Below are 23,343 nucleotides of genomic sequence, written 5' to 3'. Positions count from 1 at the left end.
CGCCTATTTCGCAAACGGGTTGGCGAACAGCAGCAGCAAGGCGATCACGAGGCAATAGATCGCCATCGTCTCGATCATGGCCAGCCCGACGAACAGCGTGCGCGATACGGTGCCCGCCGAATCCGGCTGCCGAGCGATCGCATCCATCGCCGCGGCGACCGCACGGCCTTCCGCGAGCGCCGGCCCGATCGCGCCGAACGAAACGGCAAGCGCTGCCGCGGCGATACTGACCACTTCGATAAGGTTATTCATGAGACTTCGCCCTTTTTGACACTGACATGGTGCGGATCGCCGATCGCGGCACCGATGAAAACCATCGAGAGAACAGCAAAAATGTAGGCCTGCACCGCGCCCGTGAGCAGATCGAGCGCCATGAGCGGAATCGGCACCAGCAGGCCGGCAAGCGACAGCAGAATGCCGATCACGAACACGCCGCTCATGACGTTGCCGAACAGGCGCACGACGAGTGAAAACGTCCGCGTGATCTGCTCGACGACGTTTAGCGGAATCATTACCCAGCTCGGTTCCGCGAACGACGCGAGATAGCCCGTGGCACCCCGGCTGCGAATGCCATAGACGACCGTCGCGCCAAGCACGATCAACGCGAGCGCGGCATCCGTTTCGAGGTGCGCGGTGGGCGGCGTGACGCCCGGCACCAGCGCGCACCAGTTGGCGACCAGCACGAAGATGAACAGCGTGCCGATCAGCGCGCGATAGGTTGCGGCCTCGGTTTGCATGGTGTCGCGAATCTGCTGGTCGATGGTTTCGACCAGCAGCTCAACCGCGGTTTGCGTCTTGCCGGGCGCAAGCGAGAGTCTTCGGCTCAGCACGACAGCCGCCAACGTGACGACGGCCATGATCGCCCAGGTGATCAACACGGGCGAGGTAAGCGCCACGGGTCCAATCCGCAGAAGCGGCGCGATCGTGAGCGGTGATTCGATCATGACAGGCCTCCGTAACGCCGTAGCGCGATCCTGCGTGCGAGCAGCACGCCTGCCATGCCGGCGAGCAGCGCGAGCGCACCGATGCGTGCGAGCACCAGCAGCACCGCACAGGTCAACGCAATGCGCGCGAGTTGCAGCGCGAGCGCCGCAGCCGTTTTGCCCGTTGCGAACAGCGGCCAGTTCCAGCGCAACGAAAGGAAATGCCACGCGCCGGCCACCATGCCGAGCGTGAGTCCGATCACGAGTTGGGCGGCGAGCGGCGGTAGCGGCCATGCCAGCGCGCTATTCACGGTGTGTTCCCTGTTGACGATGCATCCATTTCCACGCGGACCAGAAACCGAGCGCCGCCCCTAACATCAGAAGCGGCGCCGAGAAAAATACCCGCGTGCCGAATGTGCGGTCGAGCCAGTGCCCCAACGCGAGCCCGAGCAAAGTCGGCACGACGATGGCCCAGCCAAGAATGCCGATCTGGCCGAGCCGGCTGCCGAGCGACGGCTCCGGCTCTTCGCGCCCGCGCGCCGCGCGCTCCGCGGCCTGCTGCGCCGCGCCGGCCAGCCTGTCGGCTTCGCTATTGCGCTTGTCGTGCCGTGGCGTGCTCATTGCGGTGTCGCTCCCGAGCCGGCCGGGTTGGCACTGTCGGTTCCGGGCCGCGGCCTCAAATAGCGCAGCATCTGACGCACCGCGCGCGCATGGAGCCGCAACTGGTCGACCCGGGCACGGCGCGCCGCGTCGTCTTCGTCGGCGTGGCGGCTGCGCACCAGCACCTCGAGGCCTTCCAGCGAATCGCCCGGAATCGCTTCGCGGCAAGCGATGGACACGGTGGCGCCGCCCAATACCAGCAGCACGCCGCCGTTCACCGCACAGTAGTGCGACACGTTGTCGGCACCCGTCCAGCGAACCACCGAAGAGGTCAGTTGCGTGACGAAATCGGCATGACCAATACGGATGCCGAACGAACCGCTTGCGTCTTCCGCGCGCAAGGAAACGATGTCGACGCCGTCGAACCATACCCGCGACGGCGTGGCGATGGTCAGCTTCAATGCGCTGTTGCTCATGCCACGGGCTCCTTCTCCGCAGCAGCGGGTCGCTGTGCGGCAGCCGCTTCCCTGCTGCGCCCTTCGTCGAGCGAGCCGATCATGTACAGCGAACTCTCCTGCCACGTATCGCACTCGCCCGCGAGAATCGCTTTGCAGCCGGCAATCGTGTCGGCGAGCGCCACCGAGCGGCCGGCTTCGCCCGTAAACGCTTCGGTGACCGCGAACGGCTGGGTCAGAAAGCGTTGCAGGCGACGGGCGCGGCCGACCAGCGCGCGATCTTCGGCGCCCAGTTCTTCCACGCCGAGCAACGAGATCACGTCCTGCAACTCGCGGTAATGCTCGATGATCCTGCGCACCTCGGTGGCCACGGCCGCATGCTCTTCGCCCACCACCAGCGGATCGAGCAGGATCGACGACGACGCGATCGGATCGACGGCGGGATACATGCCTTCGGCGGCCATCGCGCGGGACAGCACGACCATGCTGTCGAGGTGTGCTGCAATCGCGGTCACCGCGGGGTCGGTGAAATCGTCGGCCGGCACGTACACGGCCTCGATCGCCGTCACCGACACGCCGCCCACGGACACGATGCGCTCCTGCAAGCTCGCGACTTCGCTGGCCAGCGTGGGCTGATAGCCGACTCTCGAGGGCATGCGCCCGAGCAGACCCGACACTTCGGCGCCCGCCTGCACGAAGCGAAACACGTTATCCATCAGTAGCAGGACATTCTGCCGGCGTTCGTCGCGGAAGTATTCGGCAATCGTCAATGCCGTGAAGGGCACGCGCCAGCGCGCCCCCGGCGGCTCGTTCATCTGCCCGTACACCAGCACCGTGCGCGGCAACACGCCGGAGGTGCGCATATCGAGCAGCATCTCGTGTCCTTCGCGCGAGCGTTCGCCGACGCCGGCAAACACCGAGATACCTTCATAGCGCTCGACCATCGCGTGAATCAGTTCCATCACGAGCACGGTCTTGCCGACGCCGGCGCCGCCGAACATGGCCGCCTTGCCGCCCTGCGCGAGCGGCGCGAGCAGATCGATCACCTTGATGCCGGTCGAGAACAGCGTGCTGGTGCCTTTCAGCAAAGCTAGCGGCGGCGCCGCGCGATGAATCGGACGACGCTCGATCTGCGCGGGAAGCGCCGGGCCGTCGTCGCGGGTGGCGCCGGTCACGTCGAGCAGCCTGCCGAGCACGGCTTCGCCGACCGGCGCTTCAATGGGGCCGCCGCTGGCTCGCACGCGCGTGCCGCGCCGCAACCCGGCGGTCGTCTGCAAGGCCAGCGCGCGCACCATGGTTTCGCTCAGATGCGCCTGCACCTCGGCGAGCACCGGCGCGAGATCGTCCGGCATGACAACGAGCGCATCGCCGACGGGGGGAAGCGAATCACCGTCGAACCGGACATCGACGATCGCGCCGCGCACGGCAACAACGCTGCCATCCCGTGCAGTCGACGGGCTGGCTGAAAACGCTGCTGCTGGACGAGTGGGCATGGTCGGGGTTTGCGGGTTTGCGCGGCGGTGGCTGACCAATCAAAAGATATTCCTGGAATGCGCCGCGAAACTGACTTTCATCAAATGTCTGAGAGATAGGACCGAGAAATACGTAGGCTGCGCACAGACCCGCGCAAACCGTTCGCCCAATCGCCTGACATGCCCCGCTAAGGCGCGACCTTGCGCGGACTGATCCAGATCAACGGCCAAGCCTTCACGAAGTGACCTAATCCAGCTATCTGATGAACGGTGAGGTCCGTCATGAAGAACCTGGCAGATTCATTTTCGGCACCCTCCACTCCCGCGCCGGCCGGCCGGAGTGGCAACGCCGTGGCAAAACCATTGCGGCTCGGCCTGCTCACCGCGCTGGTGATCGGTTCGATGATCGGCAGCGGCGTGTTTTCCCTGCCGCAGAACATGGCTTCCGGCGCGGGCGCCGCGGCTGTCCTGATCGGCTGGCTGATCACCGGCGTCGGCATGTTGATGCTCGCCTTCGTCTACCAGACGCTCACGACCCGCAAGCCCGAACTCGACAACGGCATCTACGCTTACGCGCGGGCCGGTGCCGGCGACTTCGTCGGCTTCAATTCGGCTTGGGGTTACTGGGTCAGCGCGTGGATCGGCAACGTCGGCTATCTCGTCATCGTGTTCGGCACGCTCGGCTACTTTTTCCCCGTGTTCGGCGAGGGCAATACGCCCGCGGCCGTGCTGGGCGCCTCCATCGCGCTATGGATCATGCATGCGGTGATCCTGCGCGGCGTGCGCAGCGCGGCGGTGCTCAACGCGATCACCACCGTTGCCAAGGTGATTCCGCTCGTGCTGTTCATCGTGCTCGCGGCCATCGCATTCAGAAGCCATGTGATTGCGCAGGACTTCTGGGGCAATGCGAAGCTCGGCAGCGTCTTCACGCAGGTCAAAAGCACCATGCTGATCACCGTGTGGGTGTTCATCGGCATCGAAGGCGCCAGCGTGTTCTCAGCCCGCGCGCAGCGGCGCGAGGATATCGGCCGCGCCACCCTGCTCGGCTTCGCGGTCGTACTGGTCCTGCTGATGGCGGTCTCCCTGCTGTCGCTCGGGATCGTCCCGCAAGGCGAACTCGCCGCGATGAAGAATCCGTCGATGGCCGGCGTGCTCGACAAGGCCGTCGGCGCCTGGGGCGCGGTGCTCATCAGTCTCGGCCTGCTGGTATCGGTCGGCGGCGCGTTACTGGCGTGGACCCTGCTGGCGGCGGAAACACTCTTCACGCCGGCGAACGGCGGCGTCATGCCGAAGTTTCTGGCGCGCGAAAACAGTCACGGCGTACCCGCCAATGCACTCTGGGTCACGAACGGACTCGTGCAACTGTTTCTCATCATCACGCTCGTCTCCAACGCGACTTATCTGGCGCTGATCTCGCTCGCGACTTCGATGATCCTGATCCCGTACCTGTTCTCCGCCGTCTACGCGACTCGCATCGCCATACGCGGCGAGGGCTACGCGGCGGCGGAAGGCACCCGAACCCGCGACATGCTGATCGGTGCGGCCGCAACCGTTTATTGCTGCTGGCTGCTCTACGCCGCCGGGCCCAAGTATCTGCTGCTCTCCGCCCTGCTCTATGCGCCTGGCGTGCTTCTGTACGGCTGGGCAAAGCGCGAACGCGGCGCACGTCTGTTCAAGCCGTTCGAAGCGGCGATCCTCGCGGGCCTGCTCGTTCTTGCGGCCGTGGCGGCGTGGCTGCTGTCCACCGGCGCGCTCGGCTTGTAATCCGGCGATCTTCAGGAGAGAAACTCGATGACATTCGGCGTCTATTCCGAAACAGGCACGCTGCGCAAGGTCATGGTCTGCCGCCCGGGACTTGCGCAGGCACGCCTGACACCCGCCAATTGCCGCGACTTGCTGTTCGACGACGTGCTGTGGGTATCGCAGGCGAAGAACGACCATTACGCGTTTGTCAGCACGATGCAGGAGCACGGCGTCGACGTGCTCGAGATGCACGATCTGCTGGCCGACATTCTGCGAGGCCGTGAGGCGCGCGACTGGGTGCTAGAACACAAGCTCGCGCCCGGCACCGTGGATGCGGAACTGGCGGCACAACTGCGGCCGTGGCTCCAGGAGATGGAGCCGAGTGAACTGGCGACTCGCCTGATCGGCGGAATCGTTCGGGCGGAATTGCCGTTCAAGGCCGACGGGTTGCTCGCGCAATGCACGCTGCCTGCGGGATTCATCCTCCCGCCGCTGCCCAACACGCTCTTTACGCGCGACAGCAGTTGCTGGATCAACGACGGCCTCGTGCTCGGATCGATGTACTGGCCGGCGCGGCAACAGGAAACGCTGCTCGCCGCCGCGATTTACCGCTTCCATCCGCTCTTCAGCAGCGGGACGCGCATCTGGTGGGGCGGCCCGGAGGCGGACCACGGTGGCGCCACGCTCGAGGGTGGCGATGTCATGCCGCTGTCGCGCGACGTCGTGCTGATCGGCATGGGCGAGCGGACCTCGCCGCAAGGTGTCGCGCAACTCGCACGCGCGCTGTTCGCTCGCGAATCGGTCAAGCAGGTGATCGCCGCACAACTGCCGCGCTCGCGCGGCGCGATGCACCTCGACACGGTATTCACCTTCTGCGATCGCGACCTGGTCACGATCTTTCCGGAAGTGGTCGATGCCATCCGTTGCACGAGTCTGCGCCCCGGCAAGCTACCGGGTCAGCTCGACGTGCGCCCCGAAAGCGCACCGTTTCTGCAAGTGGTCGCGCGGGCGCTGGGCATCGGCACGCTGCGCACCGTCGCCACCGGCGGCGACACGTGGGAATCCGAGCGCGAGCAATGGGACGACGGCAACAACGTGATCGCGCTCGCGCCGGGCATCGTCGTCGCTTACAACCGCAATGTGTACACCAACACGCTGCTGCGCAAGGCGGGGGTGGAAGTCATCACGATCCCGAGCGGCGAGTTGGGCCGCGGACGCGGCGGCGGCCATTGCATGACCTGCCCGATCGAACGCGCCCCCCTCTGACCCTCTGACGCGAAACACGCGCCGCACCCTTTGGAGAATTCGCCTATGGCATTCAATCTACGCAATCGCAGTCTGCTGAACATGCAGGACTTCGCGCCGCGCGACATCCGCTTCCTGCTCGATCTCGCCGCCGAGCTGAAGCGCGCCAAATACGCGGGCAACGAAGTCCCGCGGCTCAATGGCAAGAACATCGCGTTGATTTTCGAAAAGACCTCGACGCGCACGCGCTGCGCATTCGAAGTTGCCGTGCACGACCAGGGCGGCCACGTCACCTATATCGACTCCGCGAGTTCACAACTCGGCCGCAAGGAGTCGCTCAAGGACACGGCACGGGTACTCGGACGGCTCTACGACGGTATCGAATACCGCGGCTTTCATCAGAGCGTGGTCGAAGATCTTGCGACCTATTCGCATGTTCCAGTCTGGAACGGCCTCACCGACGAGTTCCACCCGACTCAGGTGCTCGCCGACCTGCTCACCATGCAGGAATTCGGCGAGAAGCCGTTGCATGAGCTGTCGTTCTGCTACCTCGGCGACGCCCGCTTCAACATGGGCAACTCGCTGCTGATCGGCGGCGTGCAGATGGGCATGGACGTGCGCATCGCGGCGCCACGCGAATTGTGGCCGCATGACGAACTGGTCGCGCAAATGCGCCTGCTCGCCGAGCGCACCGGCGCCGGCGTGACGATCGTCGAGGACCCGCATGAGGCGGTGAGCGGCGTCGATTTCGTCTACACGGACGTCTGGGTGTCGATGGGCGAACCTGTGGACGCGTGGGGTCCGAGGATCGAACTCCTGCAACCCTATCAGGTCAACGCCGCGCTGATGAAAGCGACCGGCAACCCGCGCACCCGCTTCATGCATTGCCTGCCGGCCTATCACAATCTGGACACCGAAACCGGCCGGATGGTCCACGAGCATTTCGGCGTGTCCGAACTCGAAGTCAGCGACGAGGTATTCGAATCGGATGCGTCGATCGTCTTTTCGCAAGCCGAGAACCGCATGCACACGATCAAGGCCGTGCTTGTGGCGACCCTCGCTTAAAGTCGGCGCACGATGCGCAGCTTCGACACTGACTCGACACCGACCGAACCTCCGACCGAAGTCCGCTATTCCGTGTGCATCGGTTGGATGGGCTTTTTGTGCGCAGACGTTTTCTCATTTTCAGTAGCGTCCGCCCCTGCGACGGCGGGCGCGGCAGACGTCTGCGGCTCGCCCACCACCTCGGCAGGCACGAGCGCCTGGGTGGCGAGCCCCCCCACCAGGCTGTCGGCCGGATGCCGTTGCCGCCCCGCGCCAACGGCGGGCGGCGCGGCGTCCCGCTGCAGGTCCGACAGGATCTCGAAGAACTGCCGGCTGTACGAGAGCGCCTGGGCCACGCCCACAGGCGCCAGCAACGTGGGAAGACACAGCATCTCCGGCAGATTGTCTGCCGCGCATGTCCGGGCCATCGCCTCCTGCGTTTCGGCAAGTCCAAACCGGATCGCCTCCAGGTTCAACGCGGTGAGCCGCTCAAAAGCCTCGAAGCTGCGCGTCGTTACGCCGAACAGATTGTCGAAACCGGCGCTTTCCATGTTGAGCCATTGCCCGGGAATGATCTGAGCCATCATGCCTCCAAAAATTGATTGCCGAAACGCGCCGGCTCGCTGGTCCGCTAGATGCCCGGCATCACTGGATACGGCTCGGTGTGATCCTCCACACGTTTGACGCCGGGAATGTTCTGCGCCGCCACGCGAACTGCGTCGACGGCTTCCAGCGCATGAAATACGCCCCACAGGTGCACCACGCCATCGGTAACGACGATATTGCGGCCGGCGAAGCTCCATTTGCGGCCCGCCAGTTCGCCCATCAGCATCGCGCGGATCTCGGCGTCCGAGAGCGTTACATCCGATGTCGGCTCGTCCGGCACGCTTGCGAGCGCCTGCACAAGATTGGCGCGGCTCACGAGACCCACGAGCCGTCCCGCTTGCGTCACGGGAACACGTTTGATGCGCCGCGTCTCGAGAATGCCGGCCACTTCGCCGAGCGGCGTGTCGGGCTGAACGGTCACCACGTCGGCGGTCATGACATCGCGCACCTTCACCGCATGGGTCTTGATGTAATCCCGCGCTTCATGGTTCGCGGACCAGACGTCGAGCCATGAAGCGCGCTTGCGCTCGTCGGTGCCGATTTCGGTGCGGCGAAGCAGATCGCCCTCGCTGATCATGCCCGCGATGCGACCCTCCGGATCCAGCACCGGCGCACCGCTGATGCCGTTATCGACGAAAATTCTGGCGACGTCCCGCACGGTCATGTCGGGGGTGACAGAGATGACGTTGGTGGTCATGACATCGGATGCGCGCATAGTGAGCCTCCTGAACAGTTAGGATCATTGAATTCGCGGGACCGGCCCGTCTCGATTGTCAATATCTCGAAGCCGGTGAGCCCTCGGGTGACTTCAGATTAGGCCGCCACCGCATCCTCCCGTTTGACGTGGATCATCTCGAAGGTGGTACAGCGCGAGCGTGATCCGAATAGCGCCGCGTAGCCATTGGATGACCCAAGTCAATTGCACCGTATGCGTGACAGAGATACTGGTCGCCACGCGTTCAACGTCTGGAGAAAAGGTTATGGCCCAAGTGATGAAAGCTGCTGTCGTTCACGAGTTCGGCGCTCCGCTGCGCATTGAAGAGGTCCCCGTCCCGAAGCCCGGTCGCGGTCAGATTCTTGTCAACATCAAGGCGTCCGGCGTATGTCACACGGATCTGCACGCGGCTGACGGCGACTGGCCGGTCAGGCCCACGCTGCCCTTCATTCCCGGCCACGAAGGGGTCGGCTACGTCGCCGCTGTGGGCGAAGGCGTCAAACACGTGAAGGAAGGCGATCGTGTCGGCGTGCCGTGGCTTTATACCGCCTGCGGTCATTGCGAGCACTGCCTTGGCGGTTGGGAAACCTTGTGCCACGAGCAGCAGAATACGGGCTATTCGGTGAACGGCGCCTACGCGGAGTACGTCCTGGCCGATCCGGACTATGTCGGCCATCTGCCAGCCGAAGTCACGTTCGAAGATATCGCGCCGATCCTCTGCGCGGGCGTGACCGTCTACAAAGGCATCCGCATGACGGACACGCGGCCGGGTCAATGGATCACGATTTCGGGGATCGGCGGGCTCGGCCACGTCGCGGTTCAATACGCGATTGCCATGGGCCTGCGCGTGGTAGCGGTCGACATCTCAGCGGATAAGCTCGCTCTCGCCCGCGAACTCGGCGCTACGCTCACGTTCAATGCTTCCGAATGCGACGCCGCGGCGGCGATCCAGAAGGAAATCGGCGGAACGCACGGGGTACTCGTCACCGCCGTATCGCGCAGCGCCTTCGCTCAGGCACTGGGCATGGTGCGGCGCGGCGGCACCATTGCGCTGAATGGTCTGCCGCCGGGCGAATTCCCGCTGCCGATTTTCTCGACCGTGCTCAACGGCATTACCGTGCGCGGCTCCATTGTCGGCACGCGCAAGGACTTGCAGGAATCGCTCGAATTCGCCGCGCAAGGCCGTGTGCGCGCTCGAATCCATCTCGATCGGCTGGACAATATCAATCAGGTTTTCGCCGATTTGAAGAGCGGGAAGGTAGATGGACGTATTGTCCTGAAGCTCGACTGAAGGTCGACTGAGCGAGTGACGGGATGGCGAGATAAACGAACTAAAAAAAGCGAACTAAACCGAACGCGCGACAAAAGTCAGAAATCACTTAGGCTCGGCCGGACATCCCCCCGGCAGAACCGACAGCGTATTCGACATCTTGAGGCGGACCCAGTCCATGCCTTCGCGCAAACCCGCCAGAACCGCTTCGCGCTCGGTAGGAAAAACACTGCTGTGTCTGAACTCGTGTTTGAAGATGCCCTCTGGGGTGTGGTGGCTGAGCTGGATCGAGCAATCGAAGCCGCCCGCTGTGCGATGTGTGGTTGCGGCGACCGACCAGTCGCCGTCACCCACACTACCCGAGATCGTCATGTGTCGCTCCTTGATAATGTGCGCCGCCCATGGATTGCCGTCCATGCTGCACCGTTCATGCGCCCGCGCACGGCTCACGCCACCTGCGCGGCGCCCGTCCCGTCCGCAGCCGGGCGGCGCATGGCGCCTGTCTATCCCACGGTCAGATTGTCGATAACCGCATGGACACCCGGCGCCGACCACGCCGCACCTCGCACGGCGGAGCGCTCCGCCATCGAATCGACCGAGCCCGTCAGCGTGACGGTTCCGTCATCCACCTTCACGGCAATGTGCTTCGCCTCGCGTTCGGCGTGACGTTGCAGCGCCTTGCCGATCTGTTCGCCGATATCGAGCGCGGCCACGTTACCGCCGATCCGCACGAGGTTCGAGACCCCTGTCACGCCGCGCATGTGCGACACGGTACGCATCGCGACATGGCTCTGATACGCCCAGTCGACCTCGCCGCTCAACGTCACCCAACCTTTCTCGACCTGCACCTTGACCGACTCTTCGCTCAAACCGACCGTCCAGCGCAAGATGGAACGAACGGCGTTGGCGATTTCTTCGTCGGTGCGCACGTCGGAATGCGGCAGGCGAACGTTCAGTTCCACTACGACAGCCTTCACGCCGGCCACGCGTTGCGCAGCCTTTTCCGCCGCGAGCTTCTCCGCATAGCTCACTGGATGCCCGGACAACGTCACGACCCGGTCATGCACTTCAACGCCGATGTCCGTGACGGTCACCGCAGGATCCCAAGCCAGTTCGTCTTCGACCTGCTGCTTCAATTCCATGTCCGACTTCATTGCGTGCTCCTTGTTGGCATACGGCTAAAAGCCCGCGCGGCCCACGAAACCGCGGTGCTCCGCGCGGCCCCGGATCAATTGATCTGCAGGCGCTTGCGTTCGGAAGCCGCCTTCTTCGGCAGCGTGAGCGAGAGCACGCCGTCCTTGTACTCCGCTGCCGCCGCGCTCTCGTCGACTTCGCTCGCCAATGAAAAGGCGCGGCTGACAGCGCCTGCATAGCGTTCCCGGCGAATCACCCGTTCGCCCTCTTTCATTTCCTGATTCCGTTCGACTTTCGCGCTGATCGAAACAAGGTTGCCGTCGATTTTTACGTCGATGTCCTTTTTCTCGACGCCCGGCAGTTCGGCCTTCACGGTGTACGCGTTATCGCTTTCCGTCACGTCGACCTTGATATCGGCAAGCGGCGCTTCGCCGCCCGCGCCGCGCAGCGGCCGGAACAAACCTTGAAAGAGTTCGGACATGGGTTCGAGGGGAAACGGATCAAATCGGGTCAAGTTGCTCATCGTACTGCTCCTGATTTAGTCAATCACATCATGGATTTGCATTCGCGTCGCACGCCTCATACCGCCTCTTTCACGCTAGATCTTCAGGACGGGAGCGGTGCACTGCAGCGCGCTTCGATGCACGGCGTTCACCGTCGCGACGAGCAGGCTGTACCGGTAACTCTATGCTCGCCTTCGACTCGCGAATTGACGTGCGTCAAGCGGCCCACATCGCAGTCCGAGACCTCGAAAAGCATGACGTCGGTCAACCCCGCACGATGGGCCGCATCTATTCTGAAGAAACCATGATCGTGCGACGGAGAGTTCCATGCCTGCTGACTTTTCACCGGCACATCAGCGTCCGGTTCACCTACGGCAGCGCGAGCGGCTCGCGCAACGAGGCTGGCGTGCGCTCGACCGCGCCATGCAGAGGTCGTCTACCTACGGCCATCCGGCGGGACGCATTCGCCGTATCGAGACACATATCTCGGTCGTGTACCTGGCCGGGCGTTACGCATACAAAGTGAAGAAGCGCGTCGATCCGGGCTTCGTGGACTTCACGCAGGGGCAAGCGCGCGAGCGCTCGTGCGCCGACGAGTTCAGACTGAACCGGCGGCTCGCACGTGAACTCTATTGCGGCGTCGTATCGATTACGCGCCGCGGACGCGCGTATCGCATCGCAGGGACAGGCGACACCGCCGAGCACGCGGTCCGGATGCGACGCTTCGACGAACACGACGTGTTCAAGGCGTTGCAGGCGCGCGGCGAACTCGGCTTTGCCGAAATAGACGCCTTGGCCGCGCAACTCGCCACGGTCCACCGGCAGTCACCACGCAAGCCGACTCGGGCGGTCTTCGGGTCGGCGCCGTTTGTTCAGCAGCAGATGCGCACCGTGCTGGAGGCGCTCGAACGTGAGACCGGGGCGCGCTTGCCTGCGCGCCTCTCTGCCTGGTGCGAGAGCGAAGGCAAACGCCTTGCCGGGCACTTCGACGCGCGCCGTAGAGGCGGCTTTGTGCGCGAGTGTCATGGAGACCTGCACCTCGACAACATCGTGCGCCGCGGCAAGCGCGTGCTCATGTTCGATTGCATCGAGTTCGACGACGCCTTGCGCTGGATCGACGTCGCCAGCGACCTGAGCTTTCCCTTGATGGATCTGCAGGCATGCGGACGGCAGGATCTGGCAGCACGGCTGTTGAACGGCTGGCTGCAACGCACGGGAGATTTCGCGGCGTTGCTTGCGCTGCGTTACTACATGGTCTATCGCGCGCTGGTGCGTGCCCTCGTCGCCTTGTTGAAAACACGAAATCAACCGCACGATGAGCACTTCGCGCGAGCCGCTGCCTACCTGAATCTGGCGGAGCGCCTGAGCGCGCCACAGCGGCACTACTTGCTGCTATGTCACGGCTATTGCGGTTCGGGCAAATCGGTGGCGAGCGAAGCGCTAGTGAACCTGCTCGGCGCCGTGCGACTGTCGAGCGATATCGAGCGCAAACGCGGTCGTCCGTTCACCCCCGTCGATCCCCGGCCTCTGCCAGCAAACGCGTACACGCCGCACTCGATCGATCAGCATTACGACCTGCTGCAAGGGCTGGCGCAACAGGTGCTGCTGGCGGGCTACCCCGCGCTCGTCGACGCGACTTTTCTCAAGCGAGCGCATCGTGCCCGCTTCGTCGCGCTCGCGCGCTCGCTCGGCGTGCCCGTTTTCCTGCTCGATTTTCATGCGCGAGCGCGTCAACTCGAACAACGTGTGCAGGCGCGTGCCGCCGCTTCGCACACGGCGTCGGATGCCGGCCCGCTCGTGCTGATTCGCCAGATGGCCAACGAGGAACCGCTTTCCGCCGAAGAAATGCAGCGAACGGTGAGCTTCGATACGGAGGTTCCGCTCGCTGATTTCGGACGTCTGGATTACTGGCGAAAACTGCTGCGGCGGCTGTGCGAACCCGAAGCGGCCGCGCCGACGGAAGCGGCGCACGGCTAGCGCGGATGCACACACCCACCAAAACGGTAAACCTTCAACGTTTCAGCGCATGTGCATGCCGCCGTCGATGGACGCAACGCCTTTAGCCGACAGGATGCCCTCGCTCCTGCGGCTGGTCCACCGGCGCTTACCGGCGGTAGGCGCCGCGGCCGAACTCGCCGATTAGCGTTCATGGAGGACATCGCCGCCGAGTGCTCGCCCGCGAGGCATGCCCGCCGCGCTTTCCACGCGCTGCAGCCACTCCTGCCAAGGCTGCATGACGGGATTCATCGCGGCCTGCGTGGGCCATTGGTCAGTCGAAACCGCCTGCCAGGTCGCAAACGCTTCACGCATGCCTTCGAAGGATCCGGTTTGCAGCCGCACCGCCGCGCCGAGGCCTTGCTGCCAGAGATTCGTTGTGGTCGCCATGTAGTCGCGCAACACCGTTTGCCACGATACGGCGAGCGCGCTCCAGTCCTTTGCTGCCGAAGCGGCATTGCCAATCGCGCGTGCCGCCTCCAGATCACGCCGTATACGCTGCATCTCGAACTCGCATGCCTGCTGCCGGGCCTGGTGGCCGAAGCTCAGCGCCTGCAGCGCGAACGAGAGATTGGCGCGGAACAGCTCGAAGGGCGTGACGGATTTGCCGGTCATAATGGACCTCCTGACGTGATGAAGCGGTCCGCCTGCGCGCTGTGGGACGCAGCGACGAGCACGCGCACGGCAGTAGTCAGTCCAATGTAGGCGTGCCCCCTGGAAGCCGGTTGACATGCATCAATCATCGAATGGCTTGCTGCGCGCGTAGATGGCACGCGCAGTTGCGCCGGCTATCGTCGGCGGAAAGGAATTATTCGGCGTAACCTCGGTGGATCTCGCTATCATTGCAGTGGACCGGTCGTTCGCCATTGACCAACTTTTCGGAGATGCCGGTGGTGTTCAACTGGAAAGAAGCAAACCGTAAATCCGCCTCAGCCAACGACTCCGACGTACCGGTGGAGGACCGCTATCATTTGCTGATCGACGCGGTGCAGGATTACGCGATCTTCATGCTCGATCAGGACGGCCGCGTGGCGAGCTGGAACGGCGGCGCGCACAAGATCAAGGGCTATGCGCCCGGCGAAATCATCGGCCGCCATTTTTCGGTCTTCTACACCCCCGAAGACGTCGCCGCCGCGAAGCCGGAACGCGAACTGGCGCTCGCTATCGCGCAGGGCCGGGTGGCGGATCAGGGCTGGCGCGTTCGGCGCGACGGCTCGCGGTTCTGGGCGGACGTGACGATCACGGCAGTTTATGATGCGGCCGGTGCATTGCTCGGTTTCGCCAAGGTTACGCGCGACATGACCGAACGCATGCGCCTCGCCGAACTCGAGCATGCGAGCGAACTGGCCGCGCAGATTCAGCGCACGCGCGAAGACGAGCAAAGACGAATTGCCCGCGAACTGCATGACGACCTCGGCCAGCAGCTCACGGCGCTCAAGATGGGCGTCGTCGCGCTGGAACGGCGCATGGGCGAGAACGCGAGTGATCCGGAAGGACTCACCGCCGCGAGCGAACTGCAACGTCAGATCGACGGTATGGTGGCGTCTCTACGGCGTATCGCCTCCGACTTGCGCCCGCCATTGCTGGACGACCTCGGCCTCGTCGCGGCGCTGGAATGGCTGACCGACGATTTCACGCAACGCTTCAACGTGGTTGCCACGCTTCACAACACCGTCGACGATACGGGCTTCACGCCTTTCGCGTCTTCCGCGCTCTTTCGCATCGTGCAGGAAGCGCTGACGAATGTGGCCCGGCATGCGCAGGCTAGCCGGGTGGTGGTCGAAATATCGAGCGATCCAAACACCTGCTCGCTTCATATCGAAGACAACGGCTGCGGGGCGCTGCTCGAAGACACGGGCAGGCGCGGCTCGTTCGGTCTGCTCGGTATGGGCGAACGCGTACGTCAACTGCATGGCCGCCTGGCGATCGACACCGCGCCAGGCCACGGCTTCCGAATCACCGCGAAGATTCCGCTGAGTGCGATTCGCCCGGATGAGACGCAGCCGGGCTGACAGGCTCGCATGCAACCGCAGCAACGCGTGTTTCGCCGCCTGCGGACTGCACATCCTTTCTCAACTCGGCAATCTCGTCGCGCAACGCCTTGATGTCGCGATGCATTTCGCGCCGCAGAATCCGCTCTTCCTGTTCGACGAAAATCGCGGCAATGCTGGCGAAAACCAGCGACAACAGACCATAGCCGAGCAACACCACGAAGGCCGCGAGAACACGTGACGCAGGCGTGGTCGGCGCCATGTCCCCATAGCCGACTGTCGCACTGCTTTCGAATGCGAGCCAGACGCCTTCAGCGTAGGTATGCACGCCCGGTTCGAGCCAGTAAAACCCCGCGCCCGCGGACGCGAGCAGCAACACGGCTGTCACCAGCAGCAACCCCAAGCGCCCAGGCGAGAAAAACCCTCGTAACGACAACACGATCCGCGCCGCCACCAGCCCCACGAAAACAATGCGCAACACCCATTCGGCAGACGACCACGTCGACACGCCCCACGCCACGCTGATCGCCGAGCTGGCCGCGATCAGGACATCGTAACCGTTGCGCATGAGGAAACGCTTGGGCTTGCGGCTCAAACAGGCCATTCGCGCCAGCACCACCACGTATCCGGCGGACATGCAGGCGTAGAGCGCACGGCCGGCCAGATGAAACGGGGAGGCGGCGGCCAGTTCGAAATAGAACGCGGGAATGGCGAGCAGGCTCAAAGCGAACAACACCCACTGCATCCAGCGCCATGCCCGCACAGCTCGCGCGTCGTCGTGAGGGTCGACGCCGGCGAGACCGGCAATGCGCCAACTCTCCTTCATATCGCCACCGTTGTCATGACGCCGCGCCGACGAACGCGCGGAAATCCGTTTCGACCGAGCGGATCTGTTTAGCACACGTTCCGTACAACCATCCGGGATTGCCGTCCGCGCGGTACATACCCCGGCACATGCCTTTGACCTCGATGGTCGACACGCCGCTGGCGTTGCTTGTCCGCGTTGCCCACACATAGACGGCGCCGAACATGTGCGGCTCTGCCGTTTCGATCGCCGTGTCGTCCGCGCGCCGGATCGGCGTCACTGAGCGTTGTGCCACGTACAGTCTCGTGCGGCTCCATAGCCGTTCGCATTCGGCAGAAGAAGAACAGTCCACGTGCGCCTGTTCGCGCGCCGTTTCCAGCGCGATCTCGGTGTCGCGGTGCGCGGAGACGCTCGCTTCGGTGCTGCAGCCAGCAAGGATGATTATCGGCAGCGCAAAAGCTGCCAGCCGCCCGTATTTCATATCAGCCTGCCCATTGTTACGTTCAACCGCGCAATGCGCCGTTGCACACCACTGGCCTGTTTTTAGAAAGTTACCCATTTACAAAAGTATGGGCAGGACGCCCCAAGGCATTTGACCTGGATCATCGTCCAGCGTGGGAACAGCATGGCGCTACGCCGCGTTTTCCCTAACATCCATCGTGCCCGGCCGTGTAGGGAAAGGCTGACATTGACGCAGGAACACCTACCCTAGTCTCAGCGACACCTGATTTAACCCGCCTGCTCGATGACCAATACTGAATTCATCCGAAGCACCAATCGATACGTTCACGCGGCAGGAAACGCAGTCTTGTCATACCTGCCCTGTCATCAGGAGACCATCATGCCGACCACCGCTTTGCACGCCCACACGATGTCGCCTGACGGCACGCTGCGCGAAGCACTCGACGCCACCGACGATATCAACCGGATTCTCACGCTGGCCCGCGAGGCGGGCATGCTGGTCACGCTCGACGGCCAGATCGGCGGCGAAAAATACCAGAGCATTGCCGGCTCGCTCAACGCCTTCCGGCGCTTCGCTCGAGCGCTTTGCAACGGCTCCACGCAAACCGCGGCGCGTTGAACGCGCGTTGAACTCGCGTTGAACATCACTCACGGCCACGCGCGGCCATTTCTGACGGAAGGTGCGACATGAAGCTGACCTTTCTTGGTGCGGCGGAAACCGTCACCGGCTCGAAGTATCTACTGGAAGGCGCTGGCCTGCGGATTCTGATCGACTGCGGCCTGTTTCAGGGCACGAAGAATCAGCGTCTGCGCAACTGGAATCCCTTGCCAATCGACGTCGCAAAACTGGACGCCGTTATCCTGACCCACGCGCATCTGGATCACAGCGGCTACCTGCCGGTGCTCAGGCGCATGGGCTATCGCGGGCCGGTCTATTGCACTCGCGGCACCCGTGACCTGTGCCAGGTGATGCTGCGCGACAGCGCCAGACTGCAGGAAGAAGAAGCCGCCTACGCCAACCGCCACGGTTTGTCGAAACATCATCCGGCGCTGCCGCTGTATACGCTGGAAGATGCCGAGAATGCGCTTGAGCTGCTCAAGCCGCGCGAGTTCGACGTGCCGAAACAATTGAACGACCATGCGTGTTTCCGCCTGCTGCCGGCCGGGCACATTCTCGGCGCCGCGAGCGTGGTGCTGTGCGTCGAGGGCAAGGTCATCGCCTTCTCGGGCGACCTCGGCCGCCCAGACGACCCGATCATGCGCGCGCCCATGCCGCTCGCCCGTGCCGACTACCTGATCGTCGAATCCACTTACGGCGACCGCCTGCACGACAGGACCGATCCCGCCACCGAACTGGCGGAAGTCTTCGCGAGCACTTTCCGGCGCGGAGGTGTCGTCGTGATTCCCTGTTTCGCGGTGGGGCGCGCGCAATCGATCCTTCACTACATCGTGCAACTGAAAGCCACCGGCCGCATGGCGAACGTGCCGGTTTTTCTCGACAGTCCGATGGCGACGAGCGTCACGCAACTGTACCGGCATCACGTCGGCGAACACCGGCTGAGTTCGACAGAAGCCAACGCAATCAGCAACGCCGCGCACATGGTGCACACCGTCGAAGAATCCAAAGCAATTCTGGGTCTGAATGGTCCACGAGTCATCATCGCGGGCAGCGGCATGGCGACGGGCGGCCGGGTCGTGCATCACCTGAAAGCCTTCGCCCCCGATCCTCGCAACACGATCGCGCTGGTCGGCTACCAGGCGGCCGGCACGCGCGGCGCGGCGCTCGCCGCCGGCGCGCCGACGATCAAGATTCACGGCGACTACGTGCGTGTGCGCGCTTCGGTGGTGAGCCTGTCGTCGTTGTCGGCCCATGCCGATTACGCCGAGACACTGTCGTGGCTACGCTCGATTCCGCAGCCGCCGCAGCGCACCTTCGTCACGCACGGCGAACCCGCCGCCGCCGATGCGATGCGCCGTCACATCGAGGAAACCTTTCACTGGCGCTGCGAGGTGCCACTCTACCTCGAGAGCGTCGAATTGCCCGGATCGGCGGGAACGGTGGGCGTCGATCCGTGTGCCGCCATCGCGAATGCAGCGCCGGACCACAGCGTGCCGACGCCGACTGGCGCAAGCGACCGGTCCAACGAATAGAAGCCGTCGCTCTCCGTTCAATTCGAACTGATCCAGATCAATCCGCGCGCGGCGCGCACCTGACACAGTGGCAGAATGGAATCGTGCAGGAGACCATGACATGAGCGCACTGCCGCAGACGGGCGCCTGGGCCGTCGACGAACATCAGCTTGACCCCACCGCCAGCGTCGAAGCGAAACTGCGATTTGCGCTGCGCTATGCGGTGCTGGCGCCGTCCAACCACAACACGCAACCGTGGCACTTCATTCTGGATGGCGACAGCGTGACCGTGTGCGCGGATCGTTTGCGCGCACTGCCCGTGGTCGATCCCTTCGATCGCGAACTGATCATGAGTTGCGGCGCGGCGCTGTTCAATCTGCGCGTGGCGCTGAGTTACTTCGGGCTCGCGTACGCCATCACGCTGTTTCCATCGCGCGCCGATCCCGACGTGCTGGCGCATTTGCGAATCGTTCACGACGGTCATTGCGACGCCAGTCTTGCGCCGCTCTTCCAGGCGATTGCCCGCCGCGTCACGACCCGCGAAATTTTTGCGGATGAGCCGCTGCCCTCGCTGATCCAGCAACAACTCGCGGATGCCGCCGAGGCGGAAGGCGCGGATGTGGTCTGCATCTCCAGCGCGCCGCTGCGCGAGAGTCTTGCCGAGCTGGTCGCCGAGGCCGATCGGGTCCAGTTCAAGGACCCGCGTTTTCGCCGCGAACTGGCTAGCTGGATTCATCCGCGGCGCCGTGAAGACGGCATGCCCGCGCTGTCCGCCGGGATGACCGTGCTGCTCGATCTGGCCGCGCCGTTGCTCACGTCGGTGATCCGGACCTTCGACCTCGGCGGCGGACTCGCCGCGGCCCATCATGCGCTGGCCGCGGGGTCGCCGCTGCTCATCTGCATATCGACATCGACGGACGACGCCTCCGCGTGGCTGGCAGCCGGCCAGGCGCTCGAACGACTGTTGCTGGTCGCCGCAAATGCCGGGATCACGGCGTCGTATCTGAACCAGCCGATCGAACTGACCCTTCTGCGTGAGCGGCTGGGCGCCACGCTGGCCATGGACGCCGTACCGCAACTGCTGCTGCGCGTCGGCCGCGGCAAGCCGGCGCCTCATTCGCCGCGCCGTCCGCTTGCCGAAGTCGTGTCCTGAGGACCGACGCCTGCCCAACGCCTGTTCGATGAGGCTGCGATGAAACATTTCTTCAGACTCGGCACCGCCACGCGCGATCCCGCTCGCGCGCGCCCGGTCGTTGGCCACCCGGTCTCGCATATCACGCTGCCACCGCCCGTGCGCAGCGGCGGCCGACCGATCATGGACGCCTTCTCGGAGCGGCGCACCACGCGCCGCTTCGCGACGACCGAACTCGACGAAGCAACGCTTGGCCAGTTGCTCTGGGCCGCCAACGGCGTCAACCGCAGCGGGGCCGATGACAGTGGCGGACGCACGGCGCCATCGGTCCTCGCCCTGCACGAAATCGACATCTATGCGGCGCTGGCCGGCGGCATGTACCGCTACGACCCGTTGGAACACTGCCTCGAACTGGTGAGCGCTGCCGATTTGCGCGCACTGACGGGCTACCAGGACTTCGTCGGCGAAGCGCCACTCGAACTGGTCTACGTGGCTGACCTCGCACGCATGCACGACATCGCCCCGTCGCAACGTGAGCCGTTCGCGTATGCAAGCGCCGGCACGATCGTGCAGAACGTCTACCTGTTTTGCGCCGCCGCGGGGCTCGCGGTTGCCGCGCGAAGCTGGCTCAACCGCAGCGCATTGGGCGCCGAAATGCGTCTCTCGCGTGAGAGCTTGCCCGTGCTGGCACAAACCGTCGGCCACTTCGATCTTAGCGATCCGGCTTCCTGAACGATCCTGCTTAGATGCGGCGCCTGTGCGCGGCATCCGCTGCCCCGCGTTTGCGCATTTGACGCCCGCGGCTCGTGTCGCGCGCGGAAAATCCCACGACGACCTTGGCGGCGCGGCGCGTTCCAGTTGATGTGTATCAATGGCGCCAGCCGCCGCGCCTTCATAGTGGCTCCATACGCACGCTGATCTGACGCCGGCCCGTCCACGCTGCAATGCGAGTTCGGATGCCGGCGCCGCATGGCCGACAAGAGCCATCCCGCATCGGTAAAGCACTAACGTGCTTTATCCCTTCATGACTCATGTGAGGAGACTATGTCTACCATCGATACCGCCCCGTCCGACTCCACCGCATTGCAAATACCCCTTACCCGGGATGCCAGCATCGACGGCATGGAAGCCTATCGCGCCCTCGTTGCCGAAGCGAGCCAGGATCACGAAGCTTTCTGGGCGCGTCTTGCCCGGGAACACCTGGACTGGCGCCGCCCATTCACGAAAGTGCTGAACGATACCGACGCGCCGTTCTATCGCTGGTTCGAAGACGGCGAACTGAACGCTTCGTACAACTGCCTCGATCGCAATCTGATCAACGGACTGGCGGAGAAGACCGCGATCGTGTTCGAATCGGACGACGGCAAGATCACTCATGTCACCTATCAGGCCCTGTATCACCGCGTATGCCGTCTCGCCAATGCGCTGCGAGCGCGTGGCGTGAAAAAAGGCGACCGCGTGGCGATCTATATGCCGATGTCGGTGGAAGGCGTGGTCGCGATGCTCGCCTGCGCGCGCATCGGCGCACCGCACTCGGTGGTGTTTGGCGGCTTCTCCGCCAAGTCGCTGCATGAACGCATCGTCGATATCGGCGCGTGCGCCATCATTACCGCCGACGAGCAGGTTCGCGCCGGCAAGACGCTGCCCCTCAAAACGATCGTCGACGAAGCGCTCGCGATGGGCGGCACCGCCGGCATCAAGACGGTGGCGATCTATCGGCGCACGGGCGGCCAGATTCCGTGGATCGCCGAGCGCGACAAATGGCTTCACGAACTCGAAGCGGCCCAGCCGGACACCTGCGAGCCCGAGTGGGTCGGCGCGGAACATCCGCTGTTCGTGCTCTATACCTCCGGTTCGACGGGCACGCCCAAGGGCGTCCAGCACAGCACCGGCGGTTATCTGCTGTGGGCTGCCGTGACGATGAAGTGGACCTTCGACATCAAGCCGGCGGATGTGTTCTGGTGTACGGCTGACATCGGCTGGATCACCGGTCACACCTATATCTGCTATGGCCCGACCGCGGTCGGCGCAACGCAGGTGATCTTCGAAGGCGTGCCCACCTACCCGAACGCGGGACGGTTCTGGGAGATGATCCAGCGCCACAAGGTCAGCATCTTCTATACGGCGCCGACAGCTATCCGCTCACTCATCAAGTCCGCCGAGGCGAATCATGCGGTGCATCCGGACAGCTTCGACCTGAGCAGTCTGCGTCTGCTCGGCACGGTCGGCGAGCCGATCAACCCGAGCGCCTGGACGTGGTACGCGCGGCACGTGGGCGGTGGTCGTTGTCCTGTGCTCGACACCTTCTGGCAGACGGAAACGGGCGGACACATGATCTCCCCGCTGCCGGGCGTGACGCCGCTGGTGCCGGGTTCATGCACCTTGCCGATGCCCGGTATCGACGCGGCAATCGTCGATGAAACCGGCCAGGACGTGCCAAATGGAAACGGCGGCGTGCTCGTCATCCGCAAACCGTGGCCTTCCATGATCCGGACCATCTGGGGTAATCCGGAGCGTTTTCGCAACGGCTATTTTCCCGACGAACTCGGCGGCAAGCTCTATCTCGCGGGCGATGGCGCAATCCGCGACCGCGAGACCGGCTACTTCACCATCACTGGCCGTATCGACGACGTGCTGAACGTGTCCGGGCACCGGCTCGGGACGATGGAAATCGAGTCGGCGCTGGCCGCGCATCCGTTGGTGGCTGAAGCCGCGGTGGTCGGGCGCCCCGATGAAACAGCCGGCGAGGCGATCGTCGCGTTCGTGGTGCTGAAGGCCGAGCGCCCGTCCGGAGCCGACGCGAAGCGCGTGGCCGACGAATTGCGCGCGTGGATCGGCAAGGAGATCGGCCCGATCGCCAAGCCCAAGGACATCCGCTTCGGCGACGCGATGCCGAAAACGCGCTCCGGCAAGGTGGTACGCCGGCTGCTGCGTTCGGTGGCCAAAGGAGAGGTCATCGCGCAAGACACCTCGACGGTGGAGAACCCCGCGGTGATTTCGCAGTTCGCCGACGCCACCTGACCTGCCGCGACCTGCCGCCAACCCGATGAGCGACTAGCCCTCGCTCATCTCTTCCGAAGCAATGCCCGACGCAATCCCATGCCGCGCGTGCGCCGTG

General features: G+C 64.1%; 25 protein-coding genes. 11 read left to right on the top strand and 14 right to left on the bottom strand.

Annotated features, from left to right (window positions below; genetic code table 11):
• Positions 1–3 precede the first annotated feature (3 nt).
• The 6 genes from P0D71_RS29060 to atpD are packed head-to-tail and all read right to left on the bottom strand — an operon-like array spanning position 4 to position 3,471.
• Positions 4–252, bottom strand: coding sequence for a F0F1 ATP synthase subunit C (locus P0D71_RS29060; protein ID WP_091793534.1), 249 nt, complete (start codon positions 250–252; stop codon positions 4–6).
• A complete protein-coding gene (locus P0D71_RS29055) occupies positions 249–944 on the bottom strand; it encodes a F0F1 ATP synthase subunit A (protein WP_408483225.1) in 696 nt (231 codons plus the stop codon). Before P0D71_RS29055 ends, P0D71_RS29060 begins: the two co-directional genes overlap by 4 nt.
• Positions 941–1,234, bottom strand: a complete 294-nt coding sequence (locus P0D71_RS29050; RefSeq protein ID WP_091793530.1) for an N-ATPase subunit AtpR — start codon at positions 1,232–1,234, stop codon at positions 941–943. Before P0D71_RS29050 ends, P0D71_RS29055 begins: the two co-directional genes overlap by 4 nt.
• Positions 1,227–1,544: an AtpZ/AtpI family protein gene (locus P0D71_RS29045; protein WP_408303371.1), complete on the bottom strand. Its 318-nt coding sequence runs from the start codon at positions 1,542–1,544 to the stop codon at positions 1,227–1,229. Before P0D71_RS29045 ends, P0D71_RS29050 begins: the two co-directional genes overlap by 8 nt.
• Complete coding sequence (locus P0D71_RS29040) at positions 1,541–1,999, bottom strand: F0F1 ATP synthase subunit epsilon (RefSeq protein ID WP_091793526.1); 459 nt, start codon at positions 1,997–1,999, stop codon at positions 1,541–1,543. The genes P0D71_RS29045 and P0D71_RS29040 overlap by 4 nt, the downstream gene beginning before the upstream one ends.
• Positions 1,996–3,471, bottom strand: coding sequence for a F0F1 ATP synthase subunit beta (atpD, locus tag P0D71_RS29035; protein WP_408483224.1), 1,476 nt, complete (start codon positions 3,469–3,471; stop codon positions 1,996–1,998). Before atpD ends, P0D71_RS29040 begins: the two co-directional genes overlap by 4 nt.
• A gap of 261 nt (positions 3,472–3,732) precedes the next feature.
• On the opposite strand from atpD, the gene arcD reads away from it, so the two are divergent.
• Genes arcD through argF form a run of 3 tightly spaced genes read left to right on the top strand, consistent with a single transcriptional unit; the run spans position 3,733 to position 7,503 of the window.
• On the top strand, positions 3,733–5,214 hold the full coding sequence (arcD, locus tag P0D71_RS29030) for an arginine-ornithine antiporter (protein WP_408483223.1): 1,482 nt from the start codon (positions 3,733–3,735) through the stop codon (positions 5,212–5,214).
• A 27-nt stretch (positions 5,215–5,241) separates the two neighbouring features.
• The gene (locus P0D71_RS29025; RefSeq protein WP_408185755.1) at positions 5,242–6,459 is read left to right on the top strand and encodes an arginine deiminase; all 1,218 of its coding nucleotides are present in this window, start codon (positions 5,242–5,244) and stop codon (positions 6,457–6,459) included.
• Positions 6,460–6,504: 45 nt separating this feature from the next.
• The gene (gene argF, locus P0D71_RS29020; protein ID WP_408185754.1) at positions 6,505–7,503 is read left to right on the top strand and encodes an ornithine carbamoyltransferase; all 999 of its coding nucleotides are present in this window, start codon (positions 6,505–6,507) and stop codon (positions 7,501–7,503) included.
• A gap of 65 nt (positions 7,504–7,568) precedes the next feature.
• On the opposite strand, the gene P0D71_RS29015 is transcribed toward argF, so the two are convergent.
• Together P0D71_RS29015 and P0D71_RS29010 are read right to left on the bottom strand one after the other, a co-directional pair.
• Positions 7,569–8,069 carry a phasin family protein gene (locus tag P0D71_RS29015; protein ID WP_408303364.1) on the bottom strand — a complete coding sequence of 167 codons (501 nt, stop codon included), beginning with the start codon at positions 8,067–8,069 and terminating at the stop codon, positions 7,569–7,571.
• A 44-nt stretch (positions 8,070–8,113) separates the two neighbouring features.
• Positions 8,114–8,803 (bottom strand): CBS domain-containing protein, encoded by a 690-nt coding sequence (locus P0D71_RS29010; RefSeq protein ID WP_408185752.1) that lies wholly within the window; start codon positions 8,801–8,803, stop codon positions 8,114–8,116.
• Positions 8,804–9,068: 265 nt separating this feature from the next.
• Here P0D71_RS29010 and adhP point away from each other — a divergent pair, with 265 nt between their 5' ends.
• The gene (gene adhP / locus P0D71_RS29005) at positions 9,069–10,094 is read left to right on the top strand and encodes an alcohol dehydrogenase AdhP (RefSeq protein ID WP_408185751.1); all 1,026 of its coding nucleotides are present in this window, start codon (positions 9,069–9,071) and stop codon (positions 10,092–10,094) included.
• A gap of 84 nt (positions 10,095–10,178) precedes the next feature.
• On the opposite strand, the gene P0D71_RS29000 is transcribed toward adhP, so the two are convergent.
• From P0D71_RS29000 to P0D71_RS28990, 3 genes are all read right to left on the bottom strand, one after another.
• Positions 10,179–10,490, bottom strand: a complete 312-nt coding sequence (locus tag P0D71_RS29000) for a UDP-glucose 4-epimerase (protein WP_408185750.1) — start codon at positions 10,488–10,490, stop codon at positions 10,179–10,181.
• A gap of 86 nt (positions 10,491–10,576) precedes the next feature.
• The gene (locus P0D71_RS28995; RefSeq protein ID WP_091793486.1) at positions 10,577–11,227 is read right to left on the bottom strand and encodes a BON domain-containing protein; all 651 of its coding nucleotides are present in this window, start codon (positions 11,225–11,227) and stop codon (positions 10,577–10,579) included.
• Between the two features lie 74 nt (positions 11,228–11,301).
• A complete protein-coding gene (locus P0D71_RS28990) occupies positions 11,302–11,730 on the bottom strand; it encodes an Hsp20/alpha crystallin family protein (RefSeq protein ID WP_408483222.1) in 429 nt (142 codons plus the stop codon).
• Positions 11,731–12,037: 307 nt separating this feature from the next.
• On the opposite strand from P0D71_RS28990, the gene P0D71_RS28985 reads away from it, so the two are divergent.
• Entirely contained in the window at positions 12,038–13,687 is a 1,650-nt protein-coding gene (locus P0D71_RS28985) for a bifunctional aminoglycoside phosphotransferase/ATP-binding protein (protein ID WP_408483221.1), read from the top strand.
• Between the two features lie 162 nt (positions 13,688–13,849).
• Here P0D71_RS28985 and P0D71_RS28980 read toward each other — a convergent pair whose 3' ends face one another.
• On the bottom strand, positions 13,850–14,320 hold the full coding sequence (locus P0D71_RS28980) for a hypothetical protein (protein ID WP_091793479.1): 471 nt from the start codon (positions 14,318–14,320) through the stop codon (positions 13,850–13,852).
• Between the two features lie 269 nt (positions 14,321–14,589).
• Here P0D71_RS28980 and P0D71_RS28975 point away from each other — a divergent pair, with 269 nt between their 5' ends.
• Positions 14,590–15,717, top strand: coding sequence for a PAS domain-containing sensor histidine kinase (locus tag P0D71_RS28975; protein WP_408483242.1), 1,128 nt, complete (start codon positions 14,590–14,592; stop codon positions 15,715–15,717).
• On the opposite strand, the gene P0D71_RS28970 is transcribed toward P0D71_RS28975, so the two are convergent.
• A complete protein-coding gene (locus P0D71_RS28970) occupies positions 15,662–16,522 on the bottom strand; it encodes a potassium channel family protein (RefSeq protein WP_408483220.1) in 861 nt (286 codons plus the stop codon). The two genes, P0D71_RS28975 and P0D71_RS28970, sit on opposite strands and share 56 nt — an antisense overlap.
• Positions 16,523–16,535: 13 nt before the next feature.
• Positions 16,536–16,796 carry a hypothetical protein gene (locus P0D71_RS28965; protein ID WP_408185747.1) on the bottom strand — a complete coding sequence of 87 codons (261 nt, stop codon included), beginning with the start codon at positions 16,794–16,796 and terminating at the stop codon, positions 16,536–16,538.
• A gap of 546 nt (positions 16,797–17,342) precedes the next feature.
• Here P0D71_RS28965 and P0D71_RS28960 point away from each other — a divergent pair.
• From P0D71_RS28960 to acs, 5 genes are all read left to right on the top strand, one after another.
• Positions 17,343–17,582 (top strand): type 2 periplasmic-binding domain-containing protein, encoded by a 240-nt coding sequence (locus P0D71_RS28960; RefSeq protein ID WP_091793472.1) that lies wholly within the window; start codon positions 17,343–17,345, stop codon positions 17,580–17,582.
• A gap of 68 nt (positions 17,583–17,650) precedes the next feature.
• Positions 17,651–19,114 (top strand): MBL fold metallo-hydrolase RNA specificity domain-containing protein, encoded by a 1,464-nt coding sequence (locus P0D71_RS28955; protein ID WP_408483219.1) that lies wholly within the window; start codon positions 17,651–17,653, stop codon positions 19,112–19,114.
• A gap of 100 nt (positions 19,115–19,214) precedes the next feature.
• On the top strand, positions 19,215–20,246 hold the full coding sequence (locus P0D71_RS28950) for an Acg family FMN-binding oxidoreductase (protein WP_091793468.1): 1,032 nt from the start codon (positions 19,215–19,217) through the stop codon (positions 20,244–20,246).
• Positions 20,247–20,285: 39 nt separating this feature from the next.
• Positions 20,286–20,957 carry a nitroreductase family protein gene (locus P0D71_RS28945; protein WP_408185743.1) on the top strand — a complete coding sequence of 224 codons (672 nt, stop codon included), beginning with the start codon at positions 20,286–20,288 and terminating at the stop codon, positions 20,955–20,957.
• Between the two features lie 312 nt (positions 20,958–21,269).
• Positions 21,270–23,246: an acetate--CoA ligase gene (acs, locus tag P0D71_RS28940; RefSeq protein WP_091793464.1), complete on the top strand. Its 1,977-nt coding sequence runs from the start codon at positions 21,270–21,272 to the stop codon at positions 23,244–23,246.
• The last annotated feature ends 97 nt before the right edge of the window (positions 23,247–23,343 follow it).

This window comes from Paraburkholderia sp. RL17-383-BIF-A (genome assembly GCF_046028015.1).
GTDB lineage: Bacteria > Pseudomonadota > Gammaproteobacteria > Burkholderiales > Burkholderiaceae > Paraburkholderia.
This window is presented reverse-complemented; position numbering and strand designations above follow the sequence as displayed.

Coding starts and splice junctions, on each gene's coding strand:
- P0D71_RS29060 (WP_091793534.1), bottom strand. CDS start 252: ATGAATAACCTTATCGAAGTGGTCAGTATCGCCGCGGCAGCGCTTGCC.
- P0D71_RS29055 (WP_408483225.1), bottom strand. CDS start 944: ATGATCGAATCACCGCTCACGATCGCGCCGCTTCTGCGGATTGGACCC.
- P0D71_RS29045 (WP_408303371.1), bottom strand. CDS start 1,544: ATGAGCACGCCACGGCACGACAAGCGCAATAGCGAAGCCGACAGGCTG.
- P0D71_RS29040 (WP_091793526.1), bottom strand. CDS start 1,999: ATGAGCAACAGCGCATTGAAGCTGACCATCGCCACGCCGTCGCGGGTA.
- atpD (WP_408483224.1), bottom strand. CDS start 3,471: ATGCCCACTCGTCCAGCAGCAGCGTTTTCAGCCAGCCCGTCGACTGCA.
- arcD (WP_408483223.1), top strand. CDS start 3,733: ATGAAGAACCTGGCAGATTCATTTTCGGCACCCTCCACTCCCGCGCCG.
- P0D71_RS29025 (WP_408185755.1), top strand. CDS start 5,242: ATGACATTCGGCGTCTATTCCGAAACAGGCACGCTGCGCAAGGTCATG.
- argF (WP_408185754.1), top strand. CDS start 6,505: ATGGCATTCAATCTACGCAATCGCAGTCTGCTGAACATGCAGGACTTC.
- P0D71_RS29015 (WP_408303364.1), bottom strand. CDS start 8,069: ATGATGGCTCAGATCATTCCCGGGCAATGGCTCAACATGGAAAGCGCC.
- P0D71_RS29010 (WP_408185752.1), bottom strand. CDS start 8,803: ATGCGCGCATCCGATGTCATGACCACCAACGTCATCTCTGTCACCCCC.
- adhP (WP_408185751.1), top strand. CDS start 9,069: ATGGCCCAAGTGATGAAAGCTGCTGTCGTTCACGAGTTCGGCGCTCCG.
- P0D71_RS29000 (WP_408185750.1), bottom strand. CDS start 10,490: ATGGACGGCAATCCATGGGCGGCGCACATTATCAAGGAGCGACACATG.
- P0D71_RS28995 (WP_091793486.1), bottom strand. CDS start 11,227: ATGAAGTCGGACATGGAATTGAAGCAGCAGGTCGAAGACGAACTGGCT.
- P0D71_RS28990 (WP_408483222.1), bottom strand. CDS start 11,730: ATGAGCAACTTGACCCGATTTGATCCGTTTCCCCTCGAACCCATGTCC.
- P0D71_RS28985 (WP_408483221.1), top strand. CDS start 12,038: ATGCCTGCTGACTTTTCACCGGCACATCAGCGTCCGGTTCACCTACGG.
- P0D71_RS28980 (WP_091793479.1), bottom strand. CDS start 14,320: ATGACCGGCAAATCCGTCACGCCCTTCGAGCTGTTCCGCGCCAATCTC.
- P0D71_RS28975 (WP_408483242.1), top strand. CDS start 14,590: ATGCCGGTGGTGTTCAACTGGAAAGAAGCAAACCGTAAATCCGCCTCA.
- P0D71_RS28970 (WP_408483220.1), bottom strand. CDS start 16,522: ATGAAGGAGAGTTGGCGCATTGCCGGTCTCGCCGGCGTCGACCCTCAC.
- P0D71_RS28960 (WP_091793472.1), top strand. CDS start 17,343: ATGCCGACCACCGCTTTGCACGCCCACACGATGTCGCCTGACGGCACG.
- P0D71_RS28955 (WP_408483219.1), top strand. CDS start 17,651: ATGAAGCTGACCTTTCTTGGTGCGGCGGAAACCGTCACCGGCTCGAAG.
- P0D71_RS28950 (WP_091793468.1), top strand. CDS start 19,215: ATGAGCGCACTGCCGCAGACGGGCGCCTGGGCCGTCGACGAACATCAG.
- P0D71_RS28945 (WP_408185743.1), top strand. CDS start 20,286: ATGAAACATTTCTTCAGACTCGGCACCGCCACGCGCGATCCCGCTCGC.
- acs (WP_091793464.1), top strand. CDS start 21,270: ATGTCTACCATCGATACCGCCCCGTCCGACTCCACCGCATTGCAAATA.